Origin of the sequence: Priestia sp. 179-F W1.4 NHS, from assembly GCF_045369295.1 — a bacterium.
GTDB classification, from domain to species: Bacteria; Bacillota; Bacilli; order Bacillales; family Bacillaceae_H; genus Priestia; species Priestia zanthoxyli.
This window is the reverse complement of record NZ_JBIQFF010000015.1, coordinates 23,150-39,612: the sequence shown is the minus strand read 5'-3', so window position 1 is coordinate 39,612 and position 16,463 is coordinate 23,150. Positions and strand designations below refer to the sequence as shown.

The following is a 16,463-nucleotide window of genomic DNA, read 5'->3' as shown; positions in this document are numbered from 1 at the left end:
GAAATGTTTGACTTGCTCAATTAAAAAATAAAATTTAACGTTGACGTTTGTCGCTTTGTTCAGTTTTCAAAGTTCAACCGCCGCTCTTAAGCGACTTTATTATTTTATCAAGTTACCGACGTAATGTCAACAACTTTTTAAAATTCTTTTTTTCAGCTTCGTTGTTACTGTTATGTCTCAACGACGCTTTATAATAATATAACGCCCTGCACATAAAGTCAATATGTTTCGAGAAGAAAAATGTTTTTTTCTTACTTTACTTCTTCCCCTACTGAGAAGTAGTTAAACGTAAATAATCTAAATTTTCTAATTTTTATTTATACCTATATTAAAAAAGAAGCCCTTCACAAAAAGAGCTTCTTTCTTATCTTACTAATTAAGGTAAATAACGACGTGCACCTGCATACTCTTCAATATACCCCTTCGTGTTTAAAGGAATAATCTCTACTGTCCGCTCGGAGTTCGGCGAATGAATCATCATACCATCTCCCGCATACATTGCTACATGGTGGACGCTTCCTTTCCCTTGGTTATAGGCAAAGAATAATAAGTCTCCGGGTTGAAGATTGTTCATCTCTACTGGTTTCCCTGCTCTAGACTGTGGGCCTGAGTCACGTGGAATTGTAATACCATGGGACTGGTACATCGTAAACGTAAATCCAGAGCAGTCAAATCCAAAACCACTCATGCCAGCCCATAAATATGGAAGATTTAAAAATGCCTTTCCGCTTTCAACAAGCTCCGTGCCAGTTGGTACAGGAATATCTTTTTGAGAAGCGTAGATTTTTCCTGCTTTTGCAGAAACCCATGCTGTCTTTCCATTTGGTTTTAATACTTTATATGCACTCTTTGATTTTGCCAAAAGAGGTAAGCGCGTATTATAGCTAACTTCAATACCTTTCTTTTTCAAAGAAGGCGAATGATATAAATAAGTAGTCGGAGCCGTCACCATTACAAAAGGCTTCTTTGCATACTGTTCGTACCTTTTGCTATAGGTTAATTGTTTAGTAGGCATCCACCCGGGATATCCTAATTCATTTCGAGAAGTAGGCTGTCCGTCTACAGCTACTTTGACCCAATCTCCTTGTCTCTCTAAAACCGTTACTTTGTTTCCATATAACGCTTGTGTCTCAAGCATCCCGTCACTAGATAACTGCTGCTTCTGTTTCAAATTCATCGATGTGGTCCACTTCTTCATATCTACAGGATTAGTAGCTGACGGAGCGTCCACTTCACGCAAGATGTTTGGTGCTGTCCAAAGAGTAGCTGCTGCGACATCTATATAAGCAGTTTCTTTTTCTTCAGAAGCATGAACAGAAGGAACTGCACTGACTCCAAATGTAGCTAAAATAACTGTTGTTACCGTCAAAAGCCAACGTTTTATATTCATCGTCTCTCTCCTTCTACTATATTACTATCTTTTTATTTTGAGATAGGAACGGTGATTTCTCCTATTCCAGGAAGATCTGATAAGAAAACCTCTTGACCGCTGTACTTTAACACATCCAGTTCAGTTGAAAGCCAAAGAGGAGCATCTAAGTCAAAATACGTGATATTTGGATGAGCGGCTGCCAGATGAGCAGCTGCTCCCACGGAAAGTGATGGTTCCATCATGCTTCCAATCATACACGCAACACCGTTCGCCTCAGCAATACTCGCGATTTTTCTTGCTTCATTAATACCTCCGCACTTCATTAGCTTAATATTTAAAAGATCCACGTACCGCCCGCTTACAAGCTTTAATGCATCTTTCGCAGAAAATAGACTCTCATCTGCCATAATGGGTACGTTTACTCGTTCATTCACAAACTTTAACCCTTCCCAATCATGAGCAGCTACAGGCTGTTCTACCAATTCAATACCAAAGTTGAGAGTTTCCATTTTATTAATGAATTGCACTGCTTGTTTTGGAGTCCATCCTTGATTTGCATCCAACCGAAGTTTTACATGATCCGGAATGACAGATCGAATATGTTTAATACGCTCAAGGTCTAGCTCAGGAATTGAACCTACCTTCACTTTTAAAATGTCAAATCCGTCCGCTGCACTTTTGTGTGCGTCTTCAGCCATTTTTTCAGGTGTATCAACACTTATCGTCATACACGTAGAGATAGGCTGCTTATCGCCCAAGAAAGCATATAAAGGAATGTTGAGAAACTTTGTATAAGCATCATGCAAAGCGATATCAGCAGCCGCTTTAGCACTTGAATTGTGAATACAGCAGCTTTGAATTTTTTTTAAGAGTTTTTGAAACTGACGTATATCCTCCCCTATTAGCGCTAGTTTAATAGGTCCTTGAAGTGCAGCTTGAATGCCTTCTAAAGAATCGCCTGTAATAACATATGTTGGCGAAGCCGCTCCTTTTCCTTTTATTCCGTTTTCTAACTGAATCTCTACACTTATGCTGTCTATCCCTGTTGCTGTTCGAAGCGCTGTTTTAAACGGAACGAGCAGTGGAACGGTTTGATGCTTTACAGTTATGTCTTTAATTATCATTTCAATCGCTTCCTTTCGATTCAGCACACATATTCTTTTATACCTATTTTGGTTTATTCTTAGATCGCCCCTAAAATTTTGGCGATCATCATACCAAAATAAGTACCTAAGAAGGAACCCATCAGAGCCATAATGACTCCTACCGGAATCAGTGCACGGTTATAAGCAGCTGCAAGCATTGGAGCAGACGCCATTCCGCCAATATTAGCTAAACTGGCTACCCCGAGCGTAAATAAATCATATTTAAATAGTTTAGCTAGCAACAGCATGATCACTAAGTGGACGAACATAATGAGAAAACCAGATACTAAGTAAATAGGAGCCTGAGCTAAATTTGAAAAATCTGATTGAGAAGCAATTAACGCTACAACGATGTATAACATAACGTTTGATACATCGAGCGTACCTGGAATTTTTGCCGCTGGAGTTACAGCAAGCACTAAACCAACGACAGAAGCAATCATAATCGTCCAGCTCGTTGCATTAATAACGGCTCCCACTTCAGGCAAACGCCCTCCGATAAATGTAGACAATGCCGAAACGAACAAACCTAGCCCAAGCAAATAAAGAAGATGCTGAAACTGAGGACCTTCTTTTTCGCTTTCAGATGTTGCTGCGACTTCATCTATACTATTCTCAATAAAGCTGACGTCTGCTTTTGTCCATTTATTAAATTTAGCTGCAAATGGTACAAGCCAAAACATAAACATAACCCATACGGCATAGTTAATCGTATCCATCATAAGAGCATAGCCAAATATATTTTCTGGAACATCCAAAATCCCTTGAAGAGCAACCATGTTAGCTGACCCCCCGGTCCAACTTCCTGATAAAGCACCAAAAGCTTTCCACGTATCCTCTACATAGAAATTCTTAAAGATGGCATAGACGAGGATAAAGCCTATCATTATACTAAAAACCGCAACGATGAATCCTCCCAGCATTCTTGGACCAAGTTTAATTACACTTCGAACATCACACTTTAACAGCATAAGCATCAGCATAGCAGGAAGAAGTGCATTTTTAACGCCTGCATACATGGCGGCATTTGACTCGCTATCCCCAAATAATCCTGCCGTTTGCATAAGAGCGGCTCCTATATAAATAAGTACAATACCTGGAATAAACTTAAAAAATCCATTGCCTTTAAATCGTTTTTCAATCCCTACCATGAGCGCAGCAAAGGCAGTTAACACACTCACATACATAAATCCATCTTGAATCATTTATTCTTCCCCCTTCATCTCCCCGAAAATGTTTTTATGCAAAACAAAATCCAGCCCAACGTTCGAAAACGTCAGGCTGGATTTCGTCTAGGTCTATGTAGACAAAGCAGCTGTTATTTGCTGATATTTTTTCTGTGCATCATGAAACGCTACCACCAGCGCTTTTTGGGAAGACCCGAAGTAGCGGCTGTTAATGTCGTCTATAAGGGTGGGATCACTTATATGACGTCCAATAAAAATTGATTGAACAAATCGAACGGTTAACTCAATCGTCGCTGAGCATTCCACATCAATAATTTTTCCATTTGTTTTATCAACTACCAATCCTAGAAAATACTGATTGAACTTTTTAGTAATCGGATTGCTTTGAGGAGCTTTGGCATCTCCAATAATATAGATAGTATCTTGATCATACATGATTTTTTATTCCTCCTAAAAGAGATAACAGACGATGCTAGGGACCGGCAAATGAACGTTTGCGGAGCTACGCAACATGTATTCGCTTTCATAAGGAACATTATAATCTATTCTCAATATATCATCTATAAAACAATTTCACAATATAACTTTTATACTATTCAGAATAAAATAATATTTACCCTATAAAAAAGGCCGTACGAATACATACGGCCTTTCTGCGTCATCCTTTGAACATTGTAGAGGAAAAACGGTTAGGGTAATCTGTCATCACTACTTTTACTGAAGCCTGCTGGAGCTTCAAAAAGTCATTCAGTTCATTAATTGTATATACTCGTAAGTCTAACCCTTCTTGCTTTGCTTTTTTCCCGTACGAAGAAAGAGCAAACGACATATCACAGTGCAGGTGCGCACCTATCGATTTTGCTTTTCCAATCGCATCTTCACTCACCCCTTCAAATAAAAATCCTGTTGGGATATATGAATGGAGAGATCTCACTTTAGCCAAGCTATCATAGTTAAAAGATGACAAAATAACTTGATTTTCTAAATCAAACTCATCGATTAGACGAAGAACTTTTTCCTCAAGTTTTGGATAGTAAATTTGGTCATTTTTTAATTCAATGTTCACGGTCATTTCTGTCTTTTTGTCCATCATCCACTCAAACACTTCTATTAACGTGGGAATTGATTGTTTAGAAAAACGAGAATCATACCAGCTTCCAGCATCGAATAACCGCAGCTGTTTATATGAAAATTCTTGAACATATCCCATTCCATTCGTCGTTCTGTCAATTCGTTCATCGTGAATCACTACTATTTCTCCGTCTTTGGTTAGTTGTACATCCAATTCAATACCTGAAACTCGCATTTTTCTAGCTTCTTCAAATGCAATCATTGTATTTTCAGGATATCGTCCGCTAAAGCCGCGATGCGCATAAAGATCAATTGAATTATTCATTGTCCTCTATCTCCCCTAACTAGTCATTCACTAAATAAAAAGCTCGTCCTCAAAATAACTTGAAAGACGAGCTTCGTAATCATACGTTATTTTTGATTGGCTACTTCTAATGCTCTATTCGTTTCTTTTGCTGCTTGATCAAGTGCTTGTTTCGGCTTTACTCCCTGGTACAGGCTTTCCATTCCTGTTACTACCTTTTGGCGTGATTCCGGAAATACCGAAATTAAAGCGCCTTGTGTTGCCGGAGTTGATTTAGTTTTATGAAGCTGATCAACCGTCACTTTTAGTTGAGGATATTTTTCCCATTCTTTCTTTACGATTTCTTGATCATATGCTTTAGGATTAACCGCAAAATAGCCACTTTCCACGTGCCATTTTGCCTGAACTTCTGGTGTTGCTAAATATTTCATGAAGTTCCACGCCGCTTTAGATGTTTCATCACTAATTCCTTTAGACATCCATAAAGATGCTCCCCCGATAGCGACTCCTTGGCGATCCTCTTCTTTTGGCACAGGAAGATCTGATACACCCACATCAAATGGAGCATTGTCTACTAATGTTTTAATACCTGCTGATGAATCTAAAAACATTGCAATTTTTTTAGATTGAAATGCTGCGCGCATATCGTCCCAGTTTTGCCCTACATTGTAGAAGGTACCTTCTTTGTACATGCCATTGATTAAATTAAATGCGTTTTGTCCTTCTTTTCCATTAAATACTGCCTTCTCGGCATCCCCTTTACGACCGTTTTCGTGATCTACATACAAACCGCCTTGAGAAGCAACTAGCTCTTCAAAGAACCATCCGTAATTTAGAATTGAAAAACCGTATTGTGATGTTTTATTTCCTTGTTTCTCTGTTAGTTTCTTTGCAGCTGCCTTTAATTCATCATACGTTTTTGGTGGATTTTCAGGATCTAACCCTGCTTTTTTAAAGGCATCTTTGTTGTAAACTAACACAGGTGTTGAAGAGTTAAACGGCATTGAATATTGCTTTCCATCTACTTGGTAATAGCTTGAAATATTTTTCTCCCACTGTGAAGTATCGTAGTGGTCTTCATCAATAAATTTTTGAACAGGCTGAACCTTACCACTGTCTATCATGAATTTCGTTCCTACTTCGAACGTTTGCATGATAGCAGGTGCATCTTTAGTTCCTGCTACCGTATTAAATTTTGTTTGTGCTTCCTCATACGTTCCTTGGAAAACGGGCTTTACTTCAACTTTATCCTGAGATTTATTGTACTCATCGACTATTTTATTGAGTGATTTTTCAAGGTCACCGCTCATGGCGTGCCAAAAAACGACTTCTGTTTTACCTGATGCTGTTTTTTTAGTTTCTTGCGCTTCCGAAGAACCAGTTGAGTTTGAGCAAGCGCCTAGAATGACCAGCAAGCATGCCGTTACGATAGCCAATATCTTTTTCATCACATTCACTCTCCTATTTAATTGCACCTTGTGTTAATCCTTTTTGAAGACGTTTTTGACCTAGGAATAATAGTAATAATGTCGGTATAATAACAACTACGACAGCGGCCATAACCACTCCCCAATCAGTTGAAATCTCCTGCGTTTGCATTTGTTTTAAACCAATCTGAACGGTACGAACATCCTCTGTATTTGTAACTAACAGTGGCCATAAATACATATTCCATGTTGTTAAAAAGCTATATACGCCAAGCGTAACTAGACTTGTTTTAGAAACAGGAAGCACAACATTCCAAAAGAAACGAAAGCGGCTGATCCCTGCGACTTGAGAAGCTTCATACAGCTCGCCCGGAATGGTTTTAAACTGTTGACGCAATAAAAATGTTCCAAATGCTAAGGCGAAAAAAGGAATTGTTAATCCCAAATAGTTATTAATCCAGCCTAGCTTTTGTGCTGTTAAAAAGTTAGGAACCATCGTTGCTTCCCATGGAATCATCATCGTAGAAATAAAGAGAAAGAAAATAGTATCTCTTCCTTTAAATTTAATAAATACAAATGCAAAAGCAGCCAAACTTGAAACTAACAGCTGCCCGGCCATGACAAAAATAGATACAGCAAAACTATTAATTAAATAATGAAGCAGGGGAACTTTTTCAAAAGCATCCCGATAGTTTTCAAATGAAAAAGATGACGGCCAAATCTTCCCTTCCAACACTTCCGCTCCACTCATAAAACTAATGGAAAAAGCGTATAGAATAGGAAACATCAATACTAAAGTAGCTGCAATGAGTAACAAATAAGTTGTCCATTTTCTCGTGATGCTCATTGATAATGTACCTTCCTTTCTCCAAGCTTAAATTGAAGAGCCGTAACCAGTAGAATACAGAAAAACAAAATTGTAGCTTGAGCACTTGCAGAGCCAACATTATAGTTTACAAATGCATCTTTGTAGATTGAATAAACAATGACATTTGTGGAATCTGTAGGCCCGCCTTTTGTTAAAATGTCAATTTGTCCAAACGTTTGAAACGCGTTAATAAACGAAACGGTGATAATAAAAAACAGCGTTGGCGAAAGCATAGGAAGCGTAATTTTACGGAGCTGATACCAATAGCTAACTCCAGCAATACGCGCGTTTTCATACAGCTTTTCATCAATATTTTGTAACCCGCCAAGTAAAATTAAAAAGGTAAACCCAATGTTCATCCAAATCGTAGAGATGGACACAGCAATCAGCGCATACTTAGGATCCAATAACCACTGCACATCATGAATGCCTACAAGATTTAATACTTTATTGATAACACCGATTGTCGGGTTATACATAAACATCCAAATTACAGAAGAAGCCGCTACGCTCATTCCCATCGTAGATGAAAACATTGTTCTGAAAAAACCAATTCCTTTTAGCTTTTCATTTGCGATTAGCGCTAGGAATAATGCAATAATTAAGCCAATAGGCACCGTGTATAGTACAAATAAAAAAGTGGCTTTCATACTTTGTAAAAAGTTTGGATCTGTAAATAGATAAAAGAAATTTTGTAATCCTACAAATTTCAAGGGATTTCCCTGTGTGTCTGTAATAAAAAGACTTAAATATAAGGTCTTAATCATTGGGTAGAAAAGAAATACGCCAAATAACAATAATGATGGCAGCAAGTAAGATAATCCTACCAATAGGTTAGGCATTGACTTCTTTTCTTGTGGATTTGATGAAACAGAAACAGGCGAGTTTGCTGTTTTGGTAACAGCACTCATACAAATGCCCCCTTTACAGTTAAATCTTCCGTTGATGGTTCATAGTGCAAGCATGAACCTGTATCACTATCAAATAAAAACAGGTGTTTTGGATCGATAAAAATAGGGACGCGCTCTCCCACTTTTATATTCCATTGACCGTTCCACTTAGCCATCCACTGTTTGTCTCCCATTTGAAATGTAAGCAGTGTTTCCGTTCCTAGAATTTCGACATTATCTACCTCTACGATAAAGCTGGTGTTGTCGTTTGTCGCAAGCTGAACGTGCTCAGGTCTTACTCCAACCACAACTTCCTTTTTACCGCTAAGGTTGTTGTATGATGCACTCCTAGAAATAGCTCTTCTATCTTCAAAAACGAGTAAGTTATTTTCTATAGAAACGTTTGATAAGTTCATAGGGGGAGAACCTATAAACGACGCTACGAACGTGTTTGCCGGTGCATTGTAAATATCGAGCGGACGCCCAACCTGCTGAATATTACCTCCATTTAAAATCATCATTCGATCCGCCATCGTCATCGCTTCCGTTTGATCATGCGTGACATAAATCATCGTAATACCTAACTTACGCTGAATCTGGCGAATTTCTGATCTCATCTTTGCTCGCAGCTTCGCATCCAAGTTGGATAACGGCTCATCCATCAGGCAAATAGGTGAATGAGTAACTATAGCACGTGCGAGTGCTACACGCTGACGCTGTCCTCCCGAAAGCTGTCTAGGCTTTCGTTTTAAATATTCACTTAAACCAAGCATTTCTGCTGCTTCCCTGCAGCGCTTGTGCTGTTCTTGCTTTGAAATCTTCTTTGTATGCAGACCAAACAGAATATTTTGTTCTACTGTCAAATGCGGATATAAAGCATAGTTTTGAAACACCATGGACAAATCGCGCTGACTTGGAAGCAGTTTATTTGCTTTTACATCCCCGATTAGCAACTCTCCCTGTGTGACTTCTTCTAATCCGGCAATCATTCGCAGCATTGTACTTTTCCCGCACCCTGAAGGACCTACTAATACGAAGAATTCTCCAGGTTCAATTGTGACATTAATATCTTGAATGACATTTGTTTTTTGATCGTATGACTTTCCAACGTTAACTAACTCTACTTTTTTCATTAAAAACGCTCCTTTCTCGCTCATTCATATTTTTTCCATAGCCATGATTTTCCTGTAGAAACTGCCGTAGCCCCTGCTTTTAAAGCAGCTTGGATATGGCTTTCATTTTGAATGAGTCCACCTGTAATAATAGGGATACTTGTTTTTTTAACGATTTTCTCTATCATCTCCGGAATCAATCCTGGCATTAGTTCTAATGCATCCGGTTTAATATCTTGAACGGTTTTTAACCCCTGTGCTACTGCGTCTGTATCCACTAAAAACAGCCGCTGAATAGCAACCAGCCCTTCCTGTTTTGCGTAATTAATGAGTGAACTTTTAGTGGTTACGATACCTGTGGGCTTTACAAACTTAGCGAGAAATTTAAGCCCTTCCCGGTCATAGCTAATTCCCGGAATTTTTTCAATGTGTAAGAAAACCGTTCGATTATGCTGTTTGAGTAAATCTACATAGCGTTTAATTACACTGATGTTTCCCGTTAATAAAAAGGCGGCCTGGATCTCTGTTTCTAAAAATTGCTCTAAATTTTTCGGACTTTTAATGGATGCAATTAAACGATCTTGTCCAAGCTGTTGTAAGAAATCTGCTTCCTTATTCAAAACGATTCCTTCCTTTCATTTATAAAAAAACCACAAAAAACGCATAGGATGTTTATATAGACCTATTGTTTTTTGTGGTTTCTCAATTTCATAACCTTAGTAACTATTCACTTATCGTTCACATGTTTTATAATAATGGTTATTTGTGAAGGCAATATAAAGAAGCTGTTGAGTTTTGTAAAGTAAACGTATAGTTCCTGTAAATCTGCTGAAGATAAAAAAAGCCGTTGATTTCTCAACGGCTTCACAGTGCACATTCTTCGATTTCAAATCCTAAATCTTCAATTAATCCCCAGTCAGCTGTAGGTTCTTGACCTTGAGTCGTTAAATAATCGCCTACAAAAATTGAGTTTGCAGCAAACAAACCAAGCGGCTGAAGTGATCTGAGGTTAACTTCTCTGCCTCCTGAAATTCGAATTTCTTTGGTTGGATTTACAAAACGCATCATCGCTAACAGCTTTAAGCATTGCATTGGCTTTAACGCCTTTTTGTCTTCTAGAGGCGTTCCTGGAACGGCAACAAGAAAATTGCATGGAATAGAATCTGCATCTAACTTTTTAATTTGAAAAGCTAATTCAACGGCTTGTTCATTTGTCTCGCCCATTCCAAAAATTGCACCGGAACAAGGTGACAAACCTGCTTTTTTAGATGTAGTAACCGTATCGACTCGATCTTCATAGCCATGCGTAGAACAAATATTGTCATAGTTATCAGCGTGAGTATTTAAATTATGATTATAGCGATGAACACCCGCCTCGACTAGTTCGTGTGCTTGATCATCTGTTAAAAATCCTAGACAGGCACAGATTTTCAAGTCTGTCTTTTGACGAATTTCCTTTACCGCTCCCACTACGTGCGCTACTTCTTTATCAGTAGGGCGGCGGCCTGACGCTACGATACAATATGTACCTGCTTTTCTTTTTTGAGCTTCAAAAGCACCTTCTACAATTTTCTCTTTTGTTAACCACGCATACTTATCAATCGGCGCTTCTGATACAATCGACTGCGAACAATATCCACAGTCTTCTGGGCATAAACCCGATTTAGTATTAATAATCATATTAAGCTTTACTTTTTTTCCATAATGATGATGACGAATTAAGTACGCGGCATTCATGACCTCTAACACTTCTTCATCCGGTACATAAAGAAGTTGAAGCGCTTCTTTATATGTAATTTCTTTCCCTTTAATAATAGACTGAGCAAGTGCTTTCCAATCTCTTAAACTTGTGGTTTCCATCGATTCCCCTCCACTTTAGTAAACTAAAAAAATATAAAGTTAACAATTATAACTAAAAGTTACCATTATCACGCCTTTTATGTCAACACTTCATAAATAATAGTTAACTTAAAGAGGCTGGGACAAAAATAGTTGAGCCTAAGTAAAAAACGAACCATTCATCAACCTGTTTGATGAGTGGTTCGTTTTTTTTTTTGGATGATGCATATCGTTTTATTTGTTTCGTTCCTTCTAGCAGTTGATTGGAGGGCAAGGCGAAGACTCCTGCGGGAAAAGCGGAACAGGTGAGACCCCGCAGGAGCGAAAGCGACAAGGAGGCTCAGCGGCCGCCCGCGGAAAGCGAAGCCTTGCACGGAAATCAATTGCGGTGTCATAAGCAGTCCAGCTCATGTATCTCATATGTTCGTCTTTCGATTGGATTTATTTCGTTATGTCCCAGCCTCTTTGCTTATTGCGCTTGCAGTGTGTAAATAACCGATACAAAGTCTCCAGATTTTTTATTGTATGCTTCAACACCCGGATATTCATGAGTTAGAGCAATTCCTGCGTACATGAGCTCATCTCCATAAGCTGTTTGGTCTGTTTCCATCACTGTATATTCATAATCAGGATGAAGCCCTTTTAGCTCAATGCGTTCATAAGAAGGATTTGATCTAGCTAATACTTGATAATAACCGATGATTGCCTGTTTTTGATCGGATGAAACAACCATCCAGCTCGTCACATTTCCATCTTGTTCAAACGGACTTTTTAATCGATAGAATGTTCCATTTTGAATAAGAGATCGGTATTTTTTATAATACTGAATTTGTTTTTTTACCGTTTCTTTTTCATCTTCTGTCATCAGCGTAACATCTAACTCATAACCGAATGCGCCAAAATACGCAACGTCTCCTCTTGTTTCTAGACTTGTTACTCTGCGTACTTGATGATTTGGTACGGCTGATACGTGTGCTCCCATTGAACTGATTGGATAAGCAAAAGACGTGCCGTACTGAATTTTCAGACGTTCAATCGCGTCCGTGTTATCGCTCGTCCAAGCTTGAGGAGCATAATAAAGCATTCCCGGATCAAATCTAGCGCCCCCGCTTGCACACGATTCAAATAAAATATCCGGAAACTTCTTTGTTAGTCGCTCATACAAATCATATACTCCTAAAATGTAGCGATGTACTACTTCAAACTGGCGATTCGCGGGTAGCCCAACAGATCCAATCTCCGTTATATTTCGGTTCATATCCCATTTTATATACGAGATAGGTGCTTCACTTAAAATAGCTTCCATTCGTTCATAAATATAATTCACTACTTCTTCTCGTGAAAAATCAAGCACGTATTGATTTCGTCCATGAGACTGATGACGATTTGGCACATGAATCAACCAATCTGGATGCTTTTCATACAAGTTGCTTTGCTTTGAAATCATTTCAGGTTCAAACCATAATCCAAAGTCCATACCTAAATCCGTTACTTTTTGAGCCAATGATTTCATACCGCCCGGAAGCTTATTTTCATCTACAAACCAGTCTCCAAGAGAAGTTGTATCATCATTACGTTTACCAAACCAGCCGTCATCCAATACAAAAAGTTCAACGCCCAGCTTTTGTGCTTCTTTGGCAATGTGTACAATTTTCTCTTCGTTAAAATCAAAATACGTCGCTTCCCAGTTATTAATTAAAACTGGTCGCTCTAAATCCCGCCATTTTCCTCTAGCGAGACGCTTGCGATAAAGCTCATGATACTCTTGGCTAAGACCGTTTAGCCCGTTATTTGAATAAGCCAATACTAGTTCTGGTGATTGAAAAGTTTGTCCACTTTCTAGTCGCCACTGAAAATCAAAAGGATGAATACCCATCGTTATTCTTGATACATTATAGTGATCTACTTCCACTTGTCCAAGAAAGTTTCCGCTGTATACAAGACTAAAACCGTACGCTTCTCCACTGTGTTCAGTTGCAGCTGGATTCTTTAAAATTAAAAATGGGTTTTGCTGACTGCTGCTTGTACCTCTCGCACTAGAAATACTTTGAATACCCGGCTGAAGCATTCTTGTTTTCACGTGTCTCTCTCGAATCCAAGCACCAGAAAGCTGAACCATTTCATAGTTTGATGTGGGCAAATCAATGCTGCCGCTCATGATACGCAAAATATCGATTGGTTCTTCTCCTCTATGTTCAAATCGTGCGTGACGCGTAATAATATTTCGGTCTTCGTAAACGGTATACGTTAAAATAAGTGATGCATTTAGCAATTTATCAATCAGTTCAACTTCTAAACTCGTGGCTTCACTCTCTTCTTCTACGTATGTAGCAGGTAAGCCGTTTAATGGCTTCTTGCCCTTGTAAATTTTATGGTTATCGTATTCAAAATTGGTGACTCGGCTTCCGTTTTGCTGAAGAAGTTGGTAGGCTGGCTCTCTGAAGTCTGTTGTCCCATAAGAAGGATACTCTTGTTTGATTGTTTCAAGAGAAAATGCTAGTTCTCCTTCATAGACCGAAGCGCTAGCTCCTCTTGTTTCCACACGTAAAAAATGCTGAAAAGACGGACGGTGCTTAAGCTTTTTTCCATAGTATAAGTGACCAAGCTGCTCGTTTCTCAACACTGAAAAGATATAACTTACATCGCGGCCCTGCAGGTGAAACTCCTTTGTACGTTCATTAAATAAGATCCCCACTTTATCTCTCTCCTCACCATCAAATATCTAACGAGACATTTCCTTTTTCATCTATTGCCGTTGCATGCTCAACAGCAGATGCTAGATTAATCTCTTTTCTTTCATACCATTTCGCTAAATCTTTGAATAACTCTTCTGTTTCAATCATTCTTGTATCTACTCGCAGTTCAGTTTCGTAGCTATGAAGAGACCAAGTGCTTTCACTAAATAAGTTCATCTCCACATCTAGACACATTTCCTTCCAATTGGGGGCACACCGAATAGGGTGAAGTATGTCTGAACATGCAATAGTGTAGCGGTTAGAGCCATTTTTATTCATAAAACAATGAACAGAAGAGGTACTCACATCTCCCTGACTAGTTTGTATAGATTTATATAGCTGGATATCTAACAACGGAACGCTCCATTTTAACGCCATTTTTGGAAGACTTCTTTTTTTAATCGACTTGACCGTTAATTTAATAAAATAAACACCATCTTTTTTTGTTTCATCCAATACAACATGCACACCTGGTCCCTTGTTTATCTCCAAGTTTATATAGGGTGTAGCAATCACTTCCTTCATCTCCTTTATCATCATTATAAGTTTATACACCCACAAAAATGTAACCGCATTCAAAAGTTTGTTTTCGTATTTATTACAAGTAGATCATCCTAATCGAAAGCTTTTTTACTTTCTTTCATTTTATGTAAAATGCTTTCTAGACTCAATGGTAAAAATCAAAGTGAAAAAAAGCATTTTTTTGCTTTATCTAGTAATTAACTAAACGCTCTTTATCTCTTAGCGCGCAATTTTCTCTTCTTTTTCAAAAAAAGATGACAAATCTAACAATATAGTATAATAATAAATATTGCAGAATGATTATACACAGAAAGGATGACAAATATGAATCATGGACCTTCTCTTCTTAAACAACTAAAATTATGGCATATCGTCGTGATAGGATTAGGCTACATGGCACCCATGGCCGTTTTCGATACATTTGGCATTGTAACTGAATCCACAGATGGACATGTTTCAGGTGCTTATGCATTCACGTTGATTGCTATTTTATTCACAGCCATTAGTTATGGAAAAATGGTAAAAGCTTTTCCTGGAGCTGGTTCTTCTTATACATACGCACAGCAAGTAATGAATCCAAGCATTGGTTTTTTGGTAGGATGGACGGCTCTTCTTGATTATCTATTTCTACCTATGATTAATGCACTTTTGACAAATATTTACCTAAGCTCTCTGTTTCCAGGTGTTCCAAAAGCCGTATGGATTATCAGCTTTGTGGTCATCATGACCATAATGAATATTTTTAGCGTTCATTTAACCGTTTCTTTTGGTACGCTATTAGTTGCTTTTCAAATTTTAGTAGCTATCATCTTTATTATTTTAAGTGCTACAACTCAAGGGCAAGAGCTATCATTTAAACCGTTTATAAGTGAATCGGCTTCTATATCTCTTTTATTAAACGGAGCAGCTATTTTATGCTTTTCTTTTTTAGGGTTTGATGCTGTAACCACCATGGCTGAAGAAACCCTTAAGCCTGAGAAAACCATTCCCAAAGGGATTCTCATTATTGCATGTACGGGAGGCGCCTTATTTATTACGGTTTCTTACTTTGCTCAGCTTCTTTTCCCTTCAGCCTCTTTGTTTCATGATTTAGAAGGTGCATCGGCTGAAATCGCTTATAAAATTGGCGGCCAGCTGTTTCAATCTATTTTTGTAGCAGCAGCCTTAACATCAACTATTGCTTCTGGACTTGTCTCACATATGAGTGCATCAAGACTTCTCTACGCAATTGGGAAAGATGGTTATCTGCCACGGAGAATTTTTGGCTATATTCACCCTAAAACAAAGACGCCTGTTTGGAACGTATTCATTATTGGTTGTCTCTCTTTAATTTCACTAAGTCTGTCTCTTGAAAAAGCTACCTCTTTAATTAATTTTGGTGCTTTAATTGCGTTCAGTTCAGTTAACATAGCGGTTTTTATCCATTATTTTATTCAACAAAACAAACGATCTCTCAGTGGATATATTTCATATGTACTTATGCCTTTACTCGGCAGTTTATTTTTATTTTTTATGTGGCTTAACTTAGAAAAAACATCCTTATTTATCGGTATTGTATGGAGTATAATTGGAATTATTTATTTACTGATTGCCAGACGAAAAAATACTATTACCATTCCTACTTTTCATTTTGATTAAGGAAATAGGCTTAACACACCTCGACATATTTCCCCAGAAATAATGTCGAAAAAAAGTAATTGAGACATAAACAAATCAATCCCATCTACACACGAACAAAAAGGTAAACGATCTAATATGAATCGCTCGTTACACCGCTGTTGATTTCCGTGCAAGGCTTCGATTTCCGCGGACGGCCGTTGAGCCTCCTCGTCGCTTGCGCTCCTGCGGGGTCTCATCTGTTCCACTTTTTCCGCAGGAGTCTTCGCCTTGCCCTCCAATCAACACCTAGAGGCAACTAAATACATGAAAGCTACATTTACTATATCAATAAAAAAATCCGAACGTATTTGATTCTCAACTAAGAATCAAAC

Annotated in this window: 16 protein-coding genes; 2 read left to right on the top strand and 14 right to left on the bottom strand. The window is 38.3% G+C overall.

All coding sequences use genetic code 11. The features are described 5' to 3' along the window. Window positions 1–376: 376 nt before the first annotated feature. The 11 genes from ACH0CI_RS26200 to bioB all read right to left on the bottom strand — a co-directional run bounded on the left by ACH0CI_RS26200 (window position 377) and on the right by bioB (window position 11,236). The gene (locus ACH0CI_RS26200; RefSeq protein ID WP_335706533.1) at window positions 377–1,390 is read right to left on the bottom strand and encodes a C40 family peptidase; all 1,014 of its coding nucleotides are present in this window, start codon (window positions 1,388–1,390) and stop codon (window positions 377–379) included. A 32-nt stretch (window positions 1,391–1,422) separates the two neighbouring features. Next, window positions 1,423–2,496 (bottom strand): dipeptide epimerase, encoded by a 1,074-nt coding sequence (locus tag ACH0CI_RS26195; protein ID WP_406902451.1) that lies wholly within the window; start codon window positions 2,494–2,496, stop codon window positions 1,423–1,425. A 59-nt stretch (window positions 2,497–2,555) separates the two neighbouring features. After that, entirely contained in the window at window positions 2,556–3,722 is a 1,167-nt protein-coding gene (locus ACH0CI_RS26190; RefSeq protein WP_099000358.1) for a DUF819 family protein, read from the bottom strand. A gap of 93 nt (window positions 3,723–3,815) precedes the next feature. Then, window positions 3,816–4,139, bottom strand: a complete 324-nt coding sequence (locus ACH0CI_RS26185) for a DUF3870 domain-containing protein (protein ID WP_028412670.1) — start codon at window positions 4,137–4,139, stop codon at window positions 3,816–3,818. 223 nt (window positions 4,140–4,362) lie between these two features. After that, complete coding sequence (locus ACH0CI_RS26180; RefSeq protein ID WP_335706530.1) at window positions 4,363–5,100, bottom strand: glycerophosphodiester phosphodiesterase; 738 nt, start codon at window positions 5,098–5,100, stop codon at window positions 4,363–4,365. An 86-nt stretch (window positions 5,101–5,186) separates the two neighbouring features. Further along, entirely contained in the window at window positions 5,187–6,527 is a 1,341-nt protein-coding gene (locus ACH0CI_RS26175; RefSeq protein ID WP_335706529.1) for an ABC transporter substrate-binding protein, read from the bottom strand. A 13-nt stretch (window positions 6,528–6,540) separates the two neighbouring features. Beyond that, window positions 6,541–7,353, bottom strand: a complete 813-nt coding sequence (locus tag ACH0CI_RS26170; protein ID WP_033580861.1) for a carbohydrate ABC transporter permease — start codon at window positions 7,351–7,353, stop codon at window positions 6,541–6,543. After that, entirely contained in the window at window positions 7,350–8,285 is a 936-nt protein-coding gene (locus ACH0CI_RS26165) for a carbohydrate ABC transporter permease (protein ID WP_028412674.1), read from the bottom strand. The genes ACH0CI_RS26170 and ACH0CI_RS26165 overlap by 4 nt, the downstream gene beginning before the upstream one ends. Continuing rightward, window positions 8,282–9,397, bottom strand: a complete 1,116-nt coding sequence (locus ACH0CI_RS26160) for an ABC transporter ATP-binding protein (protein WP_335706528.1) — start codon at window positions 9,395–9,397, stop codon at window positions 8,282–8,284. Before ACH0CI_RS26160 ends, ACH0CI_RS26165 begins: the two co-directional genes overlap by 4 nt. 20 nt (window positions 9,398–9,417) lie before the next feature. Beyond that, on the bottom strand, window positions 9,418–9,996 hold the full coding sequence (locus ACH0CI_RS26155; RefSeq protein WP_028412676.1) for a glycerol-3-phosphate responsive antiterminator: 579 nt from the start codon (window positions 9,994–9,996) through the stop codon (window positions 9,418–9,420). Between the two features lie 244 nt (window positions 9,997–10,240). Beyond that, window positions 10,241–11,236, bottom strand: a complete 996-nt coding sequence (gene bioB, locus ACH0CI_RS26150) for a biotin synthase BioB (protein WP_034264346.1) — start codon at window positions 11,234–11,236, stop codon at window positions 10,241–10,243. A gap of 238 nt (window positions 11,237–11,474) precedes the next feature. On the opposite strand from bioB, the gene ACH0CI_RS26145 reads away from it, so the two are divergent. Beyond that, window positions 11,475–11,612: a hypothetical protein gene (locus ACH0CI_RS26145; RefSeq protein WP_406902450.1), complete on the top strand. Its 138-nt coding sequence runs from the start codon at window positions 11,475–11,477 to the stop codon at window positions 11,610–11,612. A gap of 72 nt (window positions 11,613–11,684) precedes the next feature. Here the strand turns inward: ACH0CI_RS26145 and ACH0CI_RS26140 are convergent, their stop codons facing one another. Next, complete coding sequence (locus tag ACH0CI_RS26140; RefSeq protein ID WP_406902449.1) at window positions 11,685–13,910, bottom strand: alpha-galactosidase; 2,226 nt, start codon at window positions 13,908–13,910, stop codon at window positions 11,685–11,687. 19 nt (window positions 13,911–13,929) lie between these two features. Further along, window positions 13,930–14,475, bottom strand: coding sequence for a hypothetical protein (locus ACH0CI_RS26135; RefSeq protein ID WP_223546639.1), 546 nt, complete (start codon window positions 14,473–14,475; stop codon window positions 13,930–13,932). Window positions 14,476–14,796: 321 nt separating this feature from the next. On the opposite strand from ACH0CI_RS26135, the gene ACH0CI_RS26130 reads away from it, so the two are divergent. Further along, window positions 14,797–16,110 carry an APC family permease gene (locus tag ACH0CI_RS26130; protein ID WP_335706525.1) on the top strand — a complete coding sequence of 438 codons (1,314 nt, stop codon included), beginning with the start codon at window positions 14,797–14,799 and terminating at the stop codon, window positions 16,108–16,110. A 129-nt stretch (window positions 16,111–16,239) separates the two neighbouring features. Here the strand turns inward: ACH0CI_RS26130 and ACH0CI_RS26125 are convergent, their stop codons facing one another. Continuing rightward, window positions 16,240–16,374: a hypothetical protein gene (locus ACH0CI_RS26125; protein WP_255219907.1), complete on the bottom strand. Its 135-nt coding sequence runs from the start codon at window positions 16,372–16,374 to the stop codon at window positions 16,240–16,242. Window positions 16,375–16,463: the final 89 nt, after the last annotated feature.

Bases quoted from the DNA above. Each gene is read 5' to 3' on its own strand.
- bioB (WP_034264346.1), bottom strand. From the start codon at position 11,236: ATGGAAACCACAAGTTTAAGAGATTGGAAAGCACTTGCTCAGTCTATT.
- ACH0CI_RS26185 (WP_028412670.1), bottom strand. From the start codon at position 4,139: ATGTATGATCAAGATACTATCTATATTATTGGAGATGCCAAAGCTCCT.
- ACH0CI_RS26180 (WP_335706530.1), bottom strand. From the start codon at position 5,100: ATGAATAATTCAATTGATCTTTATGCGCATCGCGGCTTTAGCGGACGA.
- ACH0CI_RS26190 (WP_099000358.1), bottom strand. From the start codon at position 3,722: ATGATTCAAGATGGATTTATGTATGTGAGTGTGTTAACTGCCTTTGCT.
- ACH0CI_RS26195 (WP_406902451.1), bottom strand. From the start codon at position 2,496: ATGATAATTAAAGACATAACTGTAAAGCATCAAACCGTTCCACTGCTC.
- ACH0CI_RS26135 (WP_223546639.1), bottom strand. From the start codon at position 14,475: ATGAAGGAAGTGATTGCTACACCCTATATAAACTTGGAGATAAACAAG.
- ACH0CI_RS26170 (WP_033580861.1), bottom strand. From the start codon at position 7,353: ATGAGCATCACGAGAAAATGGACAACTTATTTGTTACTCATTGCAGCT.
- ACH0CI_RS26200 (WP_335706533.1), bottom strand. From the start codon at position 1,390: ATGAATATAAAACGTTGGCTTTTGACGGTAACAACAGTTATTTTAGCT.
- ACH0CI_RS26165 (WP_028412674.1), bottom strand. From the start codon at position 8,285: ATGAGTGCTGTTACCAAAACAGCAAACTCGCCTGTTTCTGTTTCATCA.
- ACH0CI_RS26130 (WP_335706525.1), top strand. From the start codon at position 14,797: ATGAATCATGGACCTTCTCTTCTTAAACAACTAAAATTATGGCATATC.
- ACH0CI_RS26175 (WP_335706529.1), bottom strand. From the start codon at position 6,527: ATGAAAAAGATATTGGCTATCGTAACGGCATGCTTGCTGGTCATTCTA.
- ACH0CI_RS26160 (WP_335706528.1), bottom strand. From the start codon at position 9,397: ATGAAAAAAGTAGAGTTAGTTAACGTTGGAAAGTCATACGATCAAAAA.